This is a genomic window from Psychrobacillus glaciei, assembly GCF_008973485.1.
Lineage (GTDB): Bacteria > Bacillota > Bacilli > Bacillales_A > Planococcaceae > Psychrobacillus > Psychrobacillus glaciei.
This window is the reverse complement of the sequence record NZ_CP031223.1, coordinates 542,528-562,102: the sequence shown is the minus strand read 5'-3', so window position 1 is coordinate 562,102 and position 19,575 is coordinate 542,528. Positions and strand designations below refer to the sequence as shown.

Sequence of the window (19,575 nt, the reverse complement as noted above, 5' to 3'; positions counted from 1 at the left end):
TATTCTTTTAAAAGCGGACGAAGATGCAATTTCGTCCGCTCAGCGCTTCTTTATCTGTAGAAGCTATCTATTTTTTCCAGGTTCCACCAACACTAATCATCCACCCACTTATTTATGTATACTGTGAACGGTAAAAATAAAAACATATAGGAAATCCTGTGTAAGGTAGTCACCATTAAAAAGCACTTCAATTCGTTGTGAATACTCGATTTCTAGTATATCAATTTCCTATACTTTCTTCTTAAGTACTACTCATCTCATGGATTGTAGTGAAAGGTGGCGATCTTAGCCTTTGTTCCTCTGTGAGACAAATGAGACATCACAACGAACGCGTGAGCGGCGGTGAGAGCTCATTGCTCACCCCGCGTAATGCGTCCGTCGATAGCGGAAATCATACTTATCTATGAAAAGCATATTATACATTTCACTTTAATATTGTTTGCATTTTACGTTCTAACACTGCATGATGAAATTGACTTATTCAAAAAAAATGAAAAGGTTCAGGAACCTTCATATTCCTGAACCTTTTGTCTTCAATCATACATGATCTATTAATTCCCCAAAACTATCGATGACACTTTTTATTCCACAAAAACTTTCTTCTTCCACTTAATCTCCCCTGCAACGGAAAGCCATGTAACAAAAACTAGCATAACTACTACACCGAAATATTGCCATGCTCCAAGAATTTGTCCAAACCAAATTACTGAAATAACCATAGCTGTTAAGGGTTCCATACTGGAAAGAATGCTTGTTTCGACCGCGGTTATGTATTTCATACTTGATAAAAAGAGCACAAATGCAATAGTACCGATTAGTATAATAAAAGCAACCATCAAATTAACTGGAAACTCCGACAAATAATTCCACTCATTTGATCGCCAACATTGAGTAACGATTGCTAAAACTGTACCACCCACTAACATACCCCATCCTACTACAATTAGTACTCCCCATTCTTTCATAAGTCTAGCTGGGTACACCGTATAAAAGGCAAACGTTAGGCCTACACCTAGCCCCCAAAGTAAAGCTTCTGTACTTATCAATAGCTCGTCCAGTTTGGCATTCGTCAACAAAAAAAACAAACCCAAAAGTGTGCCGACAATACCAATCACTTGATACCTCGGAGGAAACTTTCTACTTTTCCAAGAGACAAGTAGAACAATATAGATTGGACCTAAAAATTGTAATAACGTTGCAATTGATGCATTACTAGCTTCTATTGTTGCAACAAATGTGTATTGAGCACCAAGCATCCCGAAAATTCCAAAGACGACTAGTTGCCTCCACCAGCTTGGCTCTTTCCAAATTGTAAAAATCTGCTTTCCACTTAACTTTAAAAAGAATAATAGAAATAGGCCAGCAACAGTCAAACGAATTGTCATAAAAAATTGAATTGAGAAATTACTATTGTGTAATACCCATTCCATCATGGGACCAGAAGCACCCCAAAGCATCGCACCCACTATTATTAATGTAATGCCTTTCCAACGTTCCACTTTCTAGTCACCTCATTCTCATTGTTTTCATTTTACTCTAACTTATTTTTATTACAACAAAAATAGGCCATAAAACCACCATATAATTGGATCAAAATATCCATTTACTTTAATAACGTGAATATATTGCTCTATAGTAATGACTAAGTTCACTCTATTCTATATAATTAATAGAATAATAACGAAAGGGGTCGTAAAGATGAATTCTATGAAAGAATTACTAGATTCATGCAGCACTATTTTTAGCCATTTACCTTATCCGACCTTTTTGACAGATAAAGATGGAAATATCATTTGGTTTAGTAGAGAAGCTGAAAGACATTTCGGATATGCTTTTGATAAGATTAAAACTGATTATCCTCCTTTATTTGATAATAGTTTACAAGGACATTTTTCCTCCTTGTTTGAAAACCTATTACATAATGTGGAACCCATTCGGTATGATTCCGTCCTGCTTTATCACGAAAATGGTGAACAATCGAAGGCTTCTCTTTTAGCAAAATCCTTTACTTTTGAACATAATCGCTATGTTTTATTTCTTGTTGAAACAGATCATATTCCAAATGCCGAATCAACTTCCTTTTTAGAGCTACAGTTATTGAAAAAAAATCTGTCAGAATCTTTTATGGTTGTTTATTTAGATAGAGAAGGTTTAATCACTCATGCTAATACACAATTTTTAAAGAAAAGTAACTGGACTCCAAAAAGAATCTTAGGTAAATCATTTTGGCAGTTACTTCCTGATACACCGGATAATATGCTAGTTGCAGATAAAATAATGAAAACTCTTAACAGAGGTGAAAGATTCCAAGGGACTGTTGAGAAAACAACGAAAGACGGTGCAAACTACTGGGTAAATTTACTTGCTATGCCAGTTGCCGACTCAAAGAATAACACGCTCTATTATTTATTATTGGAAGAGGAAGTTACAGAAAAAAAATTATTTCAATCTCGTTTAGAGCAAATAGCATACGTGGATATAGACACAGGACTGATGAGTAGGTATCGTTTAGAAGAAGTCGTTAAAGAGCATATTGTGGAGAATAGAAATTTTTCCTTTGTTTTCATCACAATAGATCAGTTTTATACATTGAAAGAGATATTCAATGATCGAACAGAAGCAGAACTTTTAATAGAGTTTACTAAAAGGTTAAAAGTATATTTTGAAGAGACGACCATCGCTCGAACTGGTAGGGATGAATTTGCACTTCTTACTCCTTTAAGCGATTGGTATATACAAGGATTCACAAACTATTTAAAACAAAATCCTATTTATTTAAATAATAAGATTGTTCCAATCACAATAAGTGGTGCGATTACTAAATATCCAGAAGATCAACAATCCTATATACACTTGATAAAAGCTTCTAATGCCACCATTCAAAAGATTAAAAAAGATGGTGGAGGAACTATTGTAAGTCTTTCCCAATCAGATCAATACAAACTCAGTAGAACGATACAAATCGAAAAACGATTACTAGAAGCATTAAATCAAAATGATCTTCATGTTATGTACCTACCACAAAAAGATGTGCAGACCGGTAAAATTACCACTGTGGAAGCACTTGTTCGTTGGGAAGATGAAGTACTAGGTGTTATTTCTCCAGAAGAGCTAATTCCGATTGCTGAAGAAACTGGATTGATCAACGAAATAGGTACTTTTATGCTTGAAAAGTGTTGTGAGCAAGCATCTATTTGGCAAAGCAAAGGTTTTCCTATTAAGGTAAGTTACAATTCCTCTATACGAGAATTCCGAGATAAAAATATGGTGAAAATAATTCGCAAAATGTTAGAGAAATATAATTGTTCACCAGAAACTTTACAAATAGAATTTACTGAGAAATTTGCCTTGGAGGCAGAGGCCGAGAAGCCAATTATCCAACAAATGCAAAAGTTACAGGCAGATGGAGTGTCATTCGTGCTAGATGATTTTGGTACTGGTTATGCATCTTTAAGATATCTACAACTTCTTCCAATCAGCCAATTAAAAGTAGATAAATCATTTATCAACTCACTTATGCAACAAGAGAAGTTACAACATCTTGTTCTTGGCTTAATACAATTTGGACATTCCTTGAGCATTCGAGTTGTGGCGGAGGGTGTTGAAACAATTGATCAATATCAGCTATTAAAACATATGGGTTGCGATGCTATTCAAGGTTATTATGTAAGCAAACCTATTTCAGCAAATGAAGTAGAAGCATTGTTGAGTAAAGATGCAAAAACCGTGAAAAACATATAAGTTTTTTCACGGTTTTAATTTGGGCTTTTTTATCGTCCTTAATAGTAATTTTGTAATAATCTCCGCAAATACTAAGCCGATAGCAATTGCACCAGAAATCATTAACGCAAGAGAGGCAAACTCAATAGCTAAACCATAATCATTTTCCACAATATGGCGCATCGCATTATAAGCAACTCCCCCTGGAACTAAAGGGATAATTCCTGCTACACTAAAAATAATCATTGGCATTTTAAACCTTTTTGCCATCAAATGTGCAACGAATGCAACTGTGAATGCTCCGGCAAAGGAAGATTTGACCGGATCACTCGTCAATTGATCTACAAAAGAATATATTAGCCAGCCCGTCATACCAACAAGTCCGCAATAGAACAAGGAGTTCTTTGGGGCATTGAAAACTATTCCAAACGCGGATGCCGCTGTAAAGCTTAGTATTCCTTGTAAAAAATACGACATATGCTTCCTCCTTATAATGATAATATAATAGCAACCCCTGCACCTATTGCGGATGCCGTAAGAAATGCTTCTGCTCCTTTGGATAACCCTGACACAAAATGTCCAGCCATTAAGTCTCGAACGGCATTCGTTATAAGAAGTCCTGGCACAAGTGGCATGACTGATCCAATAATAATTTTATCAACTTCATTTCCAAAGCCATACGCTACCGAAAAGGTCGCGATCATACTAATAACTAAAGCAGCAAAAAATTCCGCAAAAAACTTTACTTTTGTTCTTAACTCTAACTTATCAGCGATAGCGTAGCCAATTCCCCCGGCAACCATAGCAGTCGGAATATCTACAAGCTTAGCACCAAACAATATAAGAAATGCTCCTGAAGCAATTGAAGCAGCAATAATTTGAATCCAGAAAGGATACATTTTATGCTCTTCATCAATTTTTTTCAACTCTATATACGCATCCTCCAATGAAATTTCTGCGTTGGCCAACTTTCTAGAAACTCCATTTACAAGTGCAATTTTCCCTAAATCTGTTGTTCTATTATTAATCCTTGCTAATCTAGTAGGAAGTGCTTTATTTCCACTAAAAATTATCCCAGTAGGAGTTACAAAGCTTTGTGATTCCGTCAATTTCTGCGATTGAGCCATACGATCCATCGTATCTTCTGCACGGTATGTTTCAGCTCCACTTTCCATCATTAATCGACCCGCGAGTAGGCAGCATTCTACTGCTAATTCATAGTTTGGCGTCAGTTGGAACACCTTCTTTCCCCCATTTACGATAATCTTATCGAACTGTGTAAATAAAAACAAGATATTCTAAAACTTTATCACCCATTCATCCGTCTAATCTAATATAATATATATGTATTAGAAAAGGAGAATTACCATGTCTTTAAATCCAAGATCCAGTAAAAGAAGTCGCTGGATCGATATTATGTTTATTGTTGCTATCCTCTCATTAAGTAGTTTAATTGCTTTTCTTCTTTTGATTCCTAATTCTTCCAAAAATAAAGAAAACAATATTACTGCGAACCAACCTATAAGAGCTGAGGAAGAAGTGAATGAAGAGGCATCCGTTTATCCAGGAATCCGTATAATTACCGAAACATCCAACGATGTATTTACACCTTTTGCAATTCAGTATCCCCAAAGTGATGTTCCAAGTTTCAACAAAATAGTGAGGGAATATACCCAAAAATTTAAAACACTTTACTTAGATGAAACAAAGTACATGGGCGAAACAAAAAAGCATACTAAAGGTGAGTTAAATATATCATTTGAAGTTTTCCAAAATACTACTGGTGATTACTCATTTGTCATCCATTCGAGAATGTATATGGGTGGAGCAAACGGAATATCTGAAACAAAGATCTTTCATTTACATAACCAATCAGATCATATGCTAACGATCGAGGATCTACTTGCAAAAAACGAGAAATCACTGGAGATACTATCAACTAGAGTGAGAAATGCAATTACATCTAATAAACAATTAAGTACCTATTTACTACTAAATCAATTCGAGGTTAAAACAACGCCAAAATGGGGTAACTTTACTAATTTTGTATTGAACACAAATTCAATTGATTTTTATTATAGTACTTATGAAATTGCATCAGGCGCTGCTGGTGAACCAATAATTTCCATTCCACTTTCTGATCTAAACGATATTTTAGCAGATGAATATAAACTTCCCGCCATCACAGTTGATACAAAGCCTACTGGTAATGTACCTAAAAAAGAAGAGCATGCTATTTCAGAAAATTCAAAAGATGAAGCAACAAAAGTACCAGCAACTGGTAAAGTAGTGGCCTTAACATTTGATGATGGGCCTAACCCAGAAACCACTAGAAAAATTTTAGATACCCTCAAAAAGTATAATGCAAAAGCTACATTTTTTATGCTTGGTAGCCGAGTCTCTTTCTATCCCGACGTGGTTAAAGAAATAAAAGAAGCAGGTCATGAATTGGGAAATCATACATGGACCCACTCTGATTTAACAAAAGCTAGCGTAGAAAAAATAGCATCAGAGATTAATAATACAAGTAATGAAATTGAAAAAGCAACTGGCAGCAAACCCACTGTATTTCGTCCTCCTTATGGAGCAGTAAATAAAACAGTTCGCAGTCAGACTTCCCTTCCAGTCATCCTTTGGGACGTAGACACACTTGATTGGAAATACAAGGATTCAAAACACTTACTGGAGCATATCAAAACACATGTTAAAGATGGGTCCATCGTATTAATGCATGATATTCATTCATCTACTGCAGACGGGCTAGATGCAGTGCTTGCCTATCTACAAGGTGAGGGTTATACATTTGTGACTGTTTCTGAATTAAAAAGTAAGAGTTGAACTTTTTGTGGCTCATGTAGTGACTGCTTCATTTCATTGAGCCATTTTTTTCAATCCAAAAAAACGTAAGCAACTTTTAAGTGCTCTAAATCCCGAGTGCTTTGTACTAAACGTTTGCTACACTATTAAAGAAGAGTGTTAGGGAGGATGTTTGTCCGTCGCCCTATTGAAATATATATAGACATGGTGCATTTGGTTTGGTTAATGAGAGATTAGATCTATCCTATTCTTTTAAAAGCGGACGAAGATGCAATTTCGTCCGCTCAGCACTTCTTTATCTATAGATGCTATCTATTTTTTAGGTTCCACTTGCCCGATTCATAAACAATGGAAAGTACTAGTTCATTATTTCTACGGAGCATATTTTCTTTCTTAATTGTACGGTTGATTGGAGCGAAAGTCCGCTGCTCCTAGTGATAAGCAAGTAAACCAAGATCCTGGACGGAGCATAGTGAAGTTAATTTTTACGACGAGCTTGCGCAGAAGCAAAATCCTTTCTGCGACGAGCTTGCGCAGGAGCACAGGGAGCTGCTTGATGCTTGCCCTAGGAAAGTGTCCTCCTGCAGCGGAAATCAACCTGTTTCTGGCTTGAAAATTCATATACTTTCTTCAAGAAAAGGATGTGGTCAACTTAAAAGTTGACCACATCCTTTTACACTATATTTTAAAACTCTAATTTCCCTGTTTTTTCAAAGTTACGTAAGTTGTAACTCGTTATTTCTTTCATGGATATGGTGTAGAGAGAATTCCCCACATACAGTAAACGTTGAATGCTATTTTCCCAGTCTTCATAAAGTTGGGCAGGGTTTTCGTGTTTTAATAAATTCCCTTTTAATACAATTCCTTTTTCAGGAGTGATTTGATACACTAAAGCACCATCTTGTTTGAATTGAGAATATTCTTCCCCAGTACCTTCTTCATAAATCGAAATCGGGAAACCATAGAGATTTTTTTCAAAATGTTGGAATAATGCATGGTGGTCATACTGAATTGGTGAGTATGTTCCTCGTCCACCAATCACTTCCGTATCCATTTCTTTTGGATTTGCGAGATCGCTTACATCAAACAACGAAATTTTCATACCTTCTGTTAGAATCCGTGGTTCATCGCTACCTTCTTGTGGGATAGATTTTGTTTCATAACCGAATCCGATTAAATGATTTTCATCTAATGGATGCAAATAGTTGCTAAAGCCTGGAATTTTTAATTCACCTAATACTTTTGGTGCTGTTGGAGTTGCTATATCGATGACAAAAAGCGGGTCTGTTTGCTTAAATGTCACCATATATGCTTTATCACCCATAAACCTTGCAGAATAAATTCTTTCTTTTTTCGCAAGTCCCGTTAAAGAACCTACTATTTTCATTCCTTCATCTAATATGAAAAGGTTATTTTCGGAAGGTTCATCATCACCCCAACTACTCCCTTTTGTTGTTACTGCACGGAAATAACCATTATCTTCATCCATTGAAAACTGATTTAGTATTGTCCCTGTTAGTCGACTTGAAGCAACAAATTGAACAGATGTTTTGTTGAATGCAAATTTGAATACTTTCGTGTCCATTTTACCAGGGTTCCAAATCATTTTTGGGGTCGTGGAATTAGGTGTTTCATACAAAGTAGAGGTTAAATATAAATTATCTTTAGACATGTATAGTTGTTCACTTCCACCAAGATAACCTTTTGTAGTTACTTTATTTCCCTTTAGATTTGCTACATCAATGGCTGAAATAATACTGTAATTTGCTTCTAAAGTATTTGGAAGAATAGAGATACTGTCGTAGTCCATAGGCTTTGGTTCTTTATCCATATTAGAATCATAGATAAATGGACGTAGCTCCATATCACCCTTTTCTTCCATCATCCAATTCCTTGGATAAACGGAAGTTACATAGTAAAGGGTATGATCGGTTAGCCGTGCACCGTTCATATAACCTTCCGTTGCAATCTCTCTAGATAGTTTTGGTGATTTTGTATTGGAAATATCATAAAAGTAAACAGTCGTCATTGGATTCATGGGTAGCGCTATTCTATCCATGTCTTGTGTACTTTCCTGGTATAACGGACGATATATGTTTTTTTGCCCCATAATAATCAATGTTTGGTCGGATAATAAAAGTTGAGAAGGATAAAAATCAGCTGCTAATCTGATTTTAGTTTCTTCTTTCATATTAGCTGGATCTTCAACATTTATTATTGCTACATTGTTTTCATTAATCGCAAACAAATACGAACCATTTGTTTTGACCAGGTCCGCTTCATCTACACCCTCTACTTGGTTGTTTGTAGTAGAGTAGTCTCCTCTATTAGTGCTGGAAGCTTCTTTTGAACTCATAGACATTGTATCTTCTAGAGCTTCTGTAACTGTATCCCCTTGCACTTTTTGTACTAATTTAAAATAAGCTTTTAACTCTTCCTTCGATTTGATCGATTTAATCTCATTCAATACTTTAAAAGGAAACTTTTTTTTCACTAATTGACTATTTACATGTAAAGTGTAAGTTCCTTCATCAAGGCCTGATACCACAACGGATTTTCCATTTTCAGAAATACTAGGCTTTACATTTACTTTTTTTCCCTGTTTATCTGTTACATACATATTTCCTTTATTCCATGCATCTTTACTTACTGGAGAAGATAACGTCACTACCAAAAGCTGATTTGACATTATGACTTCTTGTGCACTCACTATCGTTCTTGTAGATAAAAACACACTTACAAATCCGACAAACAACACTAGGATAATTATCAGGATACCCCTCTTTTTCATTACGATCTTCCTCTCCATTACTTTGTTAATCCATTAGACTCAAATTTATCCAATTGGTTTCACTTACTGAAAAATTAATTAATACGTTTCTTACGAATATATTTATATTCAAAAAGAGGTTGTTTCCATTACGCTTAATTTCTAAACTGGATTTACTCACTAAATTGTATATCTCTATAAAAAAAGGTTTTCCTGAGTTCATACTCTAGGAAAACCTTTTTCTTATTCATCAAATGGCCATTTAGGTAGCATGTGAGAGAGTGTTTTATCTTCCCGATAACCAAGCACATATTCTGCTTGCATAATCGTATGGATTTCTCTTGTTCCTTCATAAATAACCGGTGCTTTGGAGTTACGCAAATATCTTGCCACCGGATATTCATCTGAATAGCCATACGCCCCGTGTATTTGTACTGCATCATCTGCAGCTTTATTTGCAAAATCGCATGCTTGCCATTTAGCAAGGGATGTTTCTCGCGTATTGCGAACTCCTTGATTTTTCAATTCTCCTACTCGGTATACGAGTAATCGACTCATTTGAAGGCCAGCTTCCATTTTCGCAATCATTTGTTGCACAAGTTGGTGTTTGCCGATTTCTTTCCCAAATGTTTCTCGTTCATGACAATACTTCACACTTGCTTCTAAACAAGCTAATGATAAACCAACAGCCCCTGCCGCTACAGTGAAACGACCATTATCAAGTGCAGCCATAGCAATTTTAAAACCTTCTCCTTCTTTTCCTAAAAGGTTTTCCTTAGGTACCCGCATATTTTCAAAAAATATTTCACCCGTATTTCCTGATTTAATACCATACTTCCCTTTTATTGCTTTTGAAGAGAAGCCCTCCATCGTACGTTCTACAATGAATGCACTGATTCCATGATGTTTTTTCGACTTGTCAGTATAAGCAAACACGATGAAATGATCAGCAGTATCACATAAAGAAATCCACGTTTTTTGCCCGTTGAGCACATATTCTTCTCCATCAAGTTCGGCGACTGTCGACATAGCCGCCACGTCGGATCCTGCTCCTGGCTCTGTTAATCCAAAAGCTCCTATTTTCATCCCTTTTGCTTGGGAAACTAAATACTTTTCCTTCTGCTCTTCCGTTCCCCATTGCATAAGTGTCATTGAGTTTAAACCTGTATGGACAGAAACAGCTGTACGGAATGCAGTGTCTCCTCTTTCAAGCTCCTCACATACAATAGCGAGCGCATTATAATCCATGCCACTTCCGCCATACTTTTCAGGTATGCAAACGCCCATCAAACCTAAATTGGCTAGCTTTGTCCATACTCCTTTATCAAATGCCCCTTGTTCTTCCCATTTAGCGATATAAGGAATAATCTCATTATCTACAAACTGTCGAACTGTTTTACGAAGCAGTTTTTGTTCCTCATTAAATTCAAAATTCATACACTAACACCTCTTAAAACAGTCTCCACAATATTTACCCCACGTGCGCCCATTTCTTTTATATATAATTCTCCAGGAACGATTAACTCTGGAGGATATACACCTCGTTTCGAAATGACACTATTTCCAATCATTTGCGCAACAATCGAAACGGTGTTAGCTGTTGCCCTTGCCATTGCAGTTGTTCCTGAAAGCTTGTCTTTTTTCGTTGCTAACTCATAATTGAACGTAGTGTTTTCACCATCTTTTAAGCCCGTTACGATTACACGCAATAAAACAACATCATCCTTGTCTCCAAGTAATAATTTAGGTGTTAATACTTCTTTTAATACATCGCGTGCTTTCACCATATTCCCATTTACATTTACGATCGTTTTTTTATTCGTTAATCCTAAATCCACTAGTAATTTAAACTTTTCTGCATGCCCTTTATATCGGATGGTTTTATACTCTAATGTATCAATATTCGGAAAGGATTTAGTCAATGTCGATGTTCCACCTGCAGTATGGAATGCTTCCAATTCACCATACCCGTCAAAGAACAGTGACTCTACCTCCGTTAGTGATGCCACTTCTTGTAGTTTGCCATCACGAATAACATGGGAAGGATCTGTATAATGATCAAAAACACCTTCTAATGAGAAGACGATATTATATCCAAAAATCCCCTCTGGCTCTAAGGGAATTCCACCAACATATAAATGCATACCCGATACTTCATCCAATTTACTGGCTCCGTAGCCAGCAAGAATATTAATCATACCCGGTGCCACACCTAAATCTGGAATAAGTGTCACACCTTTTTCCTTCGCTTTTTTATCAAGGGATAGTACTGCATCCGTTGCTCCGCCAATATGTCCACCTAAATCGATTGAATGTACGCCAGCCTCCACTGCAAGCCTTGCAACCTTTTCATTAAACGAATAAAATAAAGCATTAATCACAACATCCACTTTTCGCATTATCTGCAGAATGTTTTCATCATCATTAGCATCTAACCTTAAAACTTCAATCTTGGAATTTTGTAGTCTCTCTTTAAACATATTAGCTTGCCCCACATCTAAATCACATAATAAAACTTTTTCGACATTTGGGCTCAATACTAAATCACGAGCTGCTTCTTTCCCCATTAATCCTGCTCCTAATACAGCTACCTTCATGTTGTCATCCTCCTATTATTCTGTGTCTATTTGTGCACGTTGCAATTTCCCACTGAAGTCTACATAAATGCTTTTCCATTCTGTATAAACATCTAGTGCTGCTACTCCCGAATCACGGTGTCCATTTCCTGTTCCTTTAGTTCCGCCAAATGGCAAATGAATTTCAGCTCCTGTAGTTCCTGCATTGACATAAACAATTCCTGTGTCCAAATCGCGCTGAGCTCGGAAGATTTTATTTACGTCTTTAGAAAAAATGGAACTTGAAAGACCGAATTTCACACCGTTATTAACCTCAATCGCTTCCTCTAGTGAACTTACCTCTATAAGTGAAACAACAGGTCCAAAGATCTCTTCTTGTGCAATACGCATTGTTGGCGTTACATTTGTAAATAGAGTTGGAGCATAATAAAACCCTTTTTCCAAATCTCCTTCATTTAAAATATTTCCTCCAACTAAAAGGTTTGCTCCTTCTTCTTGTCCAATTTTAGTGTAAGAATGAATTTTTTCTAATGCTTGTTTATTAATAACTGGACCGATTTTGACTGACTCATCTAGACCGTCTCCAATTGTTAAACTTTCCATTTGCTCAAGGAGCATCTTTTCTAACTCTTTCTTTACATCTTTATGCACAATCACCCGACTACATGCAGTACAACGTTGACCAGCTGTTCCAAATGCACTCCATAAAATCCCTTCCACAGCAAGGGACAAATCTGCATCTTCCATTACAATGACTGCATTTTTCCCACCCATTTCGAGTGACACTTTCTTTAGATGTCTGCCACCAAGTTCGGCTACTTTTCTACCTGTTTCCGTCGACCCTGTGAATGAAATAACTTTTACGTCTTGGTGCTCAATTAGTGCCGTTCCAACTTCCGAACCAGAGCCAAATACAATATTCGCAACGCCAGCTGGTAATCCTGCTTCGTCAAATATTTTTGCCATTTCATATGCCATCATTGGTGTTTCTGTTGCGGGTTTCCAAATGAAAGTATTACCTGCAACTATAGCCGGGAATGACTTCCAAGTAGCAATCGCAACAGGAAAATTCCAAGGAGTGATTAGACCTACTACTCCAATGGGTGCACGAACGCTCATTGCAAATTTATCCGCAAGTTCAGAAGGGGTAGTTTCTCCGAACAAACGACGTCCTTCCCCTGCCATGTAATATGCCATATCTATTCCTTCTTGTACTTCTCCGCGACCTTCCTCAATGACTTTACCCATTTCTTTAGTTAACACTTGTGCTAAATGTTCCTTCTTTTCTTTCATTAGTCTACCAATTTCATATAAGTAATCCGCCCGTTTTGGTGCCGGTACTAACGCCCATTTCTTTTGGGCATTTACTGCAGCAGCAACCGCTAGACTAACGTCTTCTTTCGTGGACATTCGAACTTCCGCCAAATGCTCGCCATTAGCAGGGTTCAAGACAGCTGTGTACTCTACTTCCCCTACTTCTTGCCAATTTCCATCGATAAAATTAGTTAACTTCATTTAACTTACCTCTTTTCTTTTTCAAAATCGTTTGGCTTGTCAAAGACAGATCTTGTACGAACAAGTTCGACAAATCCTTTAACAGGATCTGCTCTATCCTTCAAAGGCTTTCACGTTACCAAGCATATTTTCTGCGGCGTGCTTTTCGTGTAGTAGGTAGATTCCTCTGCCAAAGTAATTGAAAACGTTTCCATAGATAATATATTCTCTATTACTTTAGGAATCCCTTTAAAAAATTAGAAAAATAAGAATTTTACGATTGAAACTTTTTGGTAGGATGTTCGTATTAATTAATAATTATTAATTGAGGAGGAAAATATACATGAATAATCATGAAATTGACTACAAATTACATGGAGATGACATGCAATTTGTAGAGATTGAATTAGACCCCAGAGAAACTGTAGTTGCTGAAGCAGGTAGCTTAATGATGATGGAAGATGATATTACCATGGAAACCATTTTTGGTGACGGCTCCAGTTCATTTGATAGTGGAATAATGGGTAAAATAATGGGTGCAGGTAAGCGTATGTTAACAGGTGAAAGCTTATTCATGACTATGTTTACGAATGCTGGTAACGGAAAAAAACATGTTTATTTTGCCTCTCCTTATCCTGGAAAAATAATTCCTATAGACTTAAGTGAACATAGCGGTAAAATTATTTGCCAAAAAGAAGCATTTTTAGCTGCAGCGAAGGGTGTTTCTGTAGGAATCGAATTTCAACGCAAGTTAGGAACTGGCTTTTTTGGTGGAGAAGGATTTATCATGCAAAAGCTTGAAGGAGATGGCCTTGCTTTTATTCATGCGGGTGGAACGATTCACAGAAAAGAACTACAGCCTGGCGAGGTTTTAAGGGTAGACACTGGTTGTTTAGTCGCGATGACATCTGACGTGAATTATAATATCGAAATGGTAAAAGGAGTGAAAACAGCTCTATTTGGCGGTGAAGGCCTATTTTTCGCAACTCTTCGCGGACCGGGTATTGTATGGATTCAATCGTTACCATTTAGCCGTTTAGCAAGCCGTGTATTTGCGGCCGCTCCTCAAACCCTCAGTAGAGGCTCAAAAGATGAAGGAAGTATAGCCGGTGGAATATTTGACCTTTTAGGCGGAAAATAAATAGGTAATAAAAGCGTGAGTACCCTCTAAGTGTATTTAATCTTCACCAATTCCCGAATGCTTTGGACGAAACATTGAGGAATTTGGCTCGTGAAGTGACTGCGTCACTTCACAAGCCTTTCGAGCTTACGCAAGAGCGAATCTTTTATTAGCAAATTTTTTAGAATTACGCTTTTCAGTTCAATGACTAACTGCAAAACACTTTTTAGAATGAAAGAGTTGCTTAACCAGGTGCATTTATTTACACTTTATGGCACTTATAGACCAATTGTGATGAACCCCAGATCAATTCATCCGAAAGAGACCATTTTTACCCGCTACCTTGTGTCAGACTCAATTGTGGCTTACACAGGGTAGCGGGTATTAAAAATTCTCTTTTATTCTACTTTTTTCCCTAAATTGTTTATAAAGATTGGACCTCCTCTTCATATACTAGATGGAAGAACATTTTTCTATGAAATTATTGTTCTTTAATGTAAGAAAGGAGGTGTTAATAATGAAAGCTTCTTTAGGTATGTGGATTGGCTGGATTGGAATTATATTAGCAGTTGTAGGATTCTTTTATTATCCTATGTTCTTGGGTGGAGGAGCGGTAGTCTTAGGATTAATCGGTCTAACTTCCCCACAAAAATTCCTAGCATGGATTTCCATTGTTCTTGGAGCAATTGCATTCTTCTTACCGATGCTCCAATAGCTAGTTGGTGAATAATGAATCTGCGGCATGTCCGGGTCATTTGCGGCACATGCCTTTTTTTATGCTTCATGTTTCTGATTTACTAAAAGATAATCCTCCCGCTTTAACTGGCCCCCAAAATGTTATTTGTGACAAAATCTGTGCCATTTCTTGTGGCGTCTTCTCCATCCCACTTTTTAACCAGTATTGAATAACTCCTAAATGTGCAGAACTCACATATGCGAATAAATAGTCTAGAGGTACCATCCTATTTTCTTCGATTACATATTGAAAAAAGTTTTGATACATTTTCTTTTCTATTATTTCTTTTAATCCGGATTGAATAGATGGATCTCCGTTTGATCCCAAAATAACACTCATAAAAACAAAGTTCTCTTTAAGGAATTCAAATAGTTTTATTATAAAAGAAAAAGGTAACTCTACTTGCATATTTTTTTGATATTCTTCGTTTACGATATCCCATGCATCTCCAACAATTCTTTCTAATTCGCTAAAAAACACTTCTTTACTTTGTTCAAACAAATCATATTTATCTTTGTAGTGCAGATAAAATGTTCCTCTATTGATATCAGCTTTTTCTGTTAAGTCACTTATTGTTATTGCTTCAAATCCCTTTTCCTCTATTAATTGCGTAAATGCATCCCGAATCATTTGTCTTGTTCGTGCAATACGACGATCTATTTTTTTTGTTGTCATAAGTTTTTCTCCCTCTTTTTTTTATGTTAATGAACAATGTCGTTCGTTTTGTTAAGTAAAGGACGAAATCAAATCAATTGATTATTGATATTTCATTATCTTCATTGTAATATACACTGAGAGCATTAATCAACACGGTGTTCATTATAAAAAAGGGGTCTTTTCATGAGTATTTTAAAAAACAAATTAACAATTATTTCGCCTATTATCGTAGTTGCCATCATCTTTATTTTTTCGCTGACGCTTTTTCCGTCTATTAGCCCAGCTCCTAAAAATATGCCTATAGCAATAGTTAACGAAGATCAGGGCGCAGTTCTTCCAAACAATACAGAAATGAATATGGGTAAGACAATTTCCGAAAACATTCGTACGCAAGCTATTCCTGGTCAAGATTCTCCAATCAAATGGATCAGTGTCGATAGCCTGACCGAAGTGCAAAAAGGATTAAATAACAAGAAATACTATGCTGCATTAGTAATCCCAAAAGATTTTAGTAAAAATCAGGTTTCACTTCAATCACCAAATCCGATTTCTCCTGAAATTCAAATTTTAGTGAATCAAGGGATGAATCCTACTGCTGCCAATATTGCAAACCAAATGTTGAGTGGAATAGTAGATGGGATAAATGGGAACGTCCGAACGCAGATATTGGAAGGTTTTAAAATGAACGGGAATACAATTTCAACGGAGCAAGCTTCCCTTCTTGTATCTCCTATTTCGAAAAAAATCGTTAATGTCAATGAAATTGGTACAAAAAGTGCAAATGGAAACTCACCTGTTTCCATGTTCCAGCCACTATGGATGGGAAGCATTGTCGGAGGGGCAGTAATATTTGTTGTACTAAGCAAGATCCAATTTAGAAATCGAAAACAAAAATTGTTAGGAATTTTTATGCAAGTGTTAGTTGGTGCTATACTCGCACTTCTTGCAGGATTCGGTTTAACTTGGCTTGCCGATTCCATGTTAGGATTGAGCATTCCGAAGTTTGCTGATACTGGTTTATTCTTGTCACTAACTTATTTTGCGTTCTATCTAATGGTTTCGGCAGTCCTTATGTGGTTAGGAATTAAAGGCTTACCAATCTTTGTCCTAATGCTCTTCTTCGGGGCACCACTTTTGGCTATGCCACCGGAGTTCTTGCCTTCATTCCATCGTAATTGGATCTATCCTTGGCTGCCAATGCGTCAAATGATTGAAGGACTTCGTGAGCTTTTCTTCTTCGGCAAAGGGTTCGGCTGGAGTCATTCCGTTCAAATGTTAACTTGGTTAGGGCTTGGAAGTCTTATTGTATTAGTCAGTTCTTCCTTCAAAAGAGGACGAACGGACGAATCGACGGAAACCCAAAACGAAGCATAGTCCAGATTGAAGTATGGTAGATATGGTTCGCTTTATTTAAATGAGACGATTCTTTTTACAATAAAGTCCCTTGTATTATTATTTTCACCATGATAAACTAATTAAAATCAAACATTTAGAAAATTAAATATTTTCATTTCTTATCAAGAGAGACGGAGGGATTGGCCCAAAGATGTCTCAGCAACCAGCCAAATCGTGGTGTGGTGCTAATTCCAATAGACGGTTAACGTCTTGAAGATAAGAAGACTAACTTCAATATTTTTTGAGGATTCTCTTCTTATTAGAGAATCCTCTTTTTATTTGGACAGAAAGTATAACTTTTCTACTTATTAACCGTCCAGACATCAAGCCCAGACAATAGGAGTAAAAAAGAGAAAGTAGTGATTTAATATGACAAATCAATTAGTTCTAAAAGCGCCATTCAAAGCAGATCACGTTGGTAGTTTTTTACGACCAGAACGTTTAAAGAAAGCACGGTTACAGTATGAAAATGAAGAAATTACTTCAGAACAATTAACACAAATCGAAAATGAAGAAATCACAAGACTTGTAGAAAAACAAATTGAATCCGGACTTCAATCTGTAACTGACGGCGAATACCGCCGTAAATGGTGGCATTTTGACTTTCTTAGTGGTTTTGATGGAGTTGAGTTTTATGAAACTGACAAAGGCCTGTCATTTAAGGGAGTGCAAACAAGAGCGCAGGGTATTAAAGTAACTGAAAAAATTGGATTCAGTACGCATTATATGATTGAGCACTTTAAGTTTCTCAAAAGTGTTGCCGGAGATGCAGTTGCAAAATTTACCATCCCTAGCCCTAATATGCTCTACTATAGAGCTACAATTGAAGAAGGTGTATATAACAGTGATGAAGAATTATTCGATGATTTAATCGTTGCTTATCAAGGGGTTATTCAAGCATTGTACGAGGAAGGTTGCCGTTATCTTCAAATTGATGACACTTCATGGGCTACGACTTTTTCTGAAGAAGGTATCGCATCTTTAAAAGAAAAAGGACTCAATTTGGAGCAAGCTCTAAAACTGTCGGCTCGGGCAATCAATGAAGTAATCTCAAAAAGACCCAAGGATATGCTTGTAACAATGCATATATGTCGAGGGAATTTCCGATCTACTTACATTACAAGCGGAAGCTACGAATTAGTATCGGAAACGATTTTTGGCGGCTTAAATGTGGATGGTCTTTTCTTAGAGTTTGATGATGATCGTTCTGGTGGCTTTGAACCACTCCGCCATATTAATCGCACAGATTTGTATATTGTTTTAGGTTTAATCACCTCCAAACATGGTGCTTTAGAAGATATTGATCAAGTGAAAGCACGAATCGAAGAAGGTACAAAATACGTACCAATAGAGCAACTTTGCTTAAGTCCACAATGTGGATTTTCATCTACGGAGGAAGGAAATTTGTTAACCGAAGAAGAGCAATGGGGTAAAATTCGCCATGTAGTACAAATTGCTGGTGATATTTGGATGTAAGCCTACTACTATAGTGATGAATTAATTCAAAAAATGGATATGAGAGCCCAAATTTAATTAGGAGCAACCATTTCTCATAGTAAAGAACTATCTTCATGATAGATACCTCTTACCAATAGAGAATATATAATTTGAACAATATCTTACCATGAAAAAAGTGTGCGCATCTCTACAAGATCGCACACTTTTTCATATTCTTTGTCAGTTTTCTACCTTCTTCGCTTGTACAACGAGACGAAACATATTGGACCTTTCTGGATAGCATGTGACTAAAGAGAGCAAAGAAATTCCCTTTTGTCTTTCTAAAATATCTACATTTTCTGGTTTTACAATTTGAATATTAAATACTTCAAATTGTAAAGTATCAGTTCTTGTTTCCAATTCAAAACGATCACCCACTTGTAGCTCATTCAACCGATTAAAAAATTGCCCAAAGACATGTGCTTGATGACCTGCAATCGCTGAGCTTCCATTTAATTCCTCTGGATCGTCAAGACCAGCAATCATGCCTAATGCTCGATTTAAATTTTCAGGAGTTGCTCCTTCCAGAACTGGTGATTTTAAGTGAATAGAGGGAATCTTTAAAATGCCAACGACTTCCTGTTTTAACTCTTTAAGTTGTTGAGCATCAGTTGCTTTTACTCCAACAATTGCTTTTTCAGTAGCTGCTTCTGTTTTAATGGATGTAAAGGACTCAATTAATTCTTTTTGATGTTGCTGATTTTCCATAACTCCATAACTTACGATAAAGAGAATGAGTAGCCCTATCCCAATGAGCGAATTGCCTACGTATTTTTTCATCTTCAGTAGGCCC

At 36.6% G+C, this 19,575-nt stretch carries 15 protein-coding genes and 1 riboswitch; of the genes, 6 read left to right on the top strand and 9 right to left on the bottom strand.

Going from position 1 to position 19,575, the window contains the following annotated elements; all coding sequences use genetic code 11:
- Positions 1-581: 581 nt before the first annotated feature.
- Complete coding sequence (locus tag PB01_RS02645) at positions 582-1,499, bottom strand: DMT family transporter (protein ID WP_151698745.1); 918 nt, start codon at positions 1,497-1,499, stop codon at positions 582-584.
- 199 nt (positions 1,500-1,698) lie between these two features.
- Between PB01_RS02645 and PB01_RS02640 the strand changes: the two genes are divergently transcribed.
- Positions 1,699-3,741 carry a bifunctional diguanylate cyclase/phosphodiesterase gene (locus PB01_RS02640; RefSeq protein WP_151698744.1) on the top strand — a complete coding sequence of 681 codons (2,043 nt, stop codon included), beginning with the start codon at positions 1,699-1,701 and terminating at the stop codon, positions 3,739-3,741.
- 6 nt (positions 3,742-3,747) lie between these two features.
- On the opposite strand, the gene PB01_RS02635 is transcribed toward PB01_RS02640, so the two are convergent.
- On the bottom strand, positions 3,748-4,197 hold the full coding sequence (locus tag PB01_RS02635) for a threonine/serine exporter family protein (RefSeq protein WP_151698743.1): 450 nt from the start codon (positions 4,195-4,197) through the stop codon (positions 3,748-3,750).
- 11 nt (positions 4,198-4,208) lie between these two features.
- The gene (locus tag PB01_RS02630; protein WP_225986145.1) at positions 4,209-4,961 is read right to left on the bottom strand and encodes a threonine/serine exporter family protein; all 753 of its coding nucleotides are present in this window, start codon (positions 4,959-4,961) and stop codon (positions 4,209-4,211) included.
- A gap of 127 nt (positions 4,962-5,088) precedes the next feature.
- Here PB01_RS02630 and PB01_RS02625 point away from each other — a divergent pair, with 127 nt between their 5' ends.
- A complete protein-coding gene (locus tag PB01_RS02625; protein ID WP_151698742.1) occupies positions 5,089-6,558 on the top strand; it encodes a polysaccharide deacetylase family protein in 1,470 nt (489 codons plus the stop codon).
- Positions 6,559-7,222: 664 nt separating this feature from the next.
- Here PB01_RS02625 and PB01_RS02620 read toward each other — a convergent pair.
- The 4 genes from PB01_RS02620 to PB01_RS02605 all read right to left on the bottom strand — a co-directional run bounded on the left by PB01_RS02620 (position 7,223) and on the right by PB01_RS02605 (position 13,398).
- On the bottom strand, positions 7,223-9,328 hold the full coding sequence (locus tag PB01_RS02620; RefSeq protein WP_151698741.1) for a beta-propeller domain-containing protein: 2,106 nt from the start codon (positions 9,326-9,328) through the stop codon (positions 7,223-7,225).
- Positions 9,329-9,550: 222 nt separating this feature from the next.
- Positions 9,551-10,744, bottom strand: coding sequence for an acyl-CoA dehydrogenase family protein (locus tag PB01_RS02615; RefSeq protein WP_151698740.1), 1,194 nt, complete (start codon positions 10,742-10,744; stop codon positions 9,551-9,553).
- Positions 10,741-11,904, bottom strand: coding sequence for a saccharopine dehydrogenase family protein (locus tag PB01_RS02610; protein ID WP_151698739.1), 1,164 nt, complete (start codon positions 11,902-11,904; stop codon positions 10,741-10,743). The genes PB01_RS02615 and PB01_RS02610 overlap by 4 nt, the downstream gene beginning before the upstream one ends.
- A 15-nt stretch (positions 11,905-11,919) precedes the next feature.
- A complete protein-coding gene (locus PB01_RS02605; protein ID WP_151698738.1) occupies positions 11,920-13,398 on the bottom strand; it encodes an aldehyde dehydrogenase family protein in 1,479 nt (492 codons plus the stop codon).
- A 322-nt stretch (positions 13,399-13,720) separates the two neighbouring features.
- On the opposite strand from PB01_RS02605, the gene PB01_RS02600 reads away from it, so the two are divergent.
- On the top strand, positions 13,721-14,518 hold the full coding sequence (locus PB01_RS02600) for a TIGR00266 family protein (protein WP_151698737.1): 798 nt from the start codon (positions 13,721-13,723) through the stop codon (positions 14,516-14,518).
- A 496-nt stretch (positions 14,519-15,014) separates the two neighbouring features.
- Complete coding sequence (locus tag PB01_RS02595) at positions 15,015-15,212, top strand: C4-dicarboxylate ABC transporter (RefSeq protein WP_151698736.1); 198 nt, start codon at positions 15,015-15,017, stop codon at positions 15,210-15,212.
- A gap of 66 nt (positions 15,213-15,278) precedes the next feature.
- Here the strand turns inward: PB01_RS02595 and PB01_RS02590 are convergent, their stop codons facing one another.
- On the bottom strand, positions 15,279-15,908 hold the full coding sequence (locus PB01_RS02590; RefSeq protein WP_151698735.1) for a TetR/AcrR family transcriptional regulator: 630 nt from the start codon (positions 15,906-15,908) through the stop codon (positions 15,279-15,281).
- A 171-nt stretch (positions 15,909-16,079) separates the two neighbouring features.
- On the opposite strand from PB01_RS02590, the gene PB01_RS02585 reads away from it, so the two are divergent.
- Together PB01_RS02585 and PB01_RS02580 are read left to right on the top strand one after the other, a co-directional pair.
- Entirely contained in the window at positions 16,080-17,264 is a 1,185-nt protein-coding gene (locus PB01_RS02585) for a YhgE/Pip domain-containing protein (protein ID WP_151701936.1), read from the top strand.
- Between the two features lie 137 nt (positions 17,265-17,401).
- Positions 17,402-17,508: riboswitch (SAM riboswitch) on the top strand.
- Positions 17,509-17,654: 146 nt separating this feature from the next.
- On the top strand, positions 17,655-18,761 hold the full coding sequence (locus PB01_RS02580; protein ID WP_151698734.1) for a 5-methyltetrahydropteroyltriglutamate--homocysteine S-methyltransferase: 1,107 nt from the start codon (positions 17,655-17,657) through the stop codon (positions 18,759-18,761).
- A 201-nt stretch (positions 18,762-18,962) separates the two neighbouring features.
- On the opposite strand, the gene PB01_RS02575 is transcribed toward PB01_RS02580, so the two are convergent.
- Complete coding sequence (locus PB01_RS02575) at positions 18,963-19,562, bottom strand: class D sortase (RefSeq protein ID WP_151698733.1); 600 nt, start codon at positions 19,560-19,562, stop codon at positions 18,963-18,965.
- Positions 19,563-19,575 lie beyond the last annotated feature (13 nt).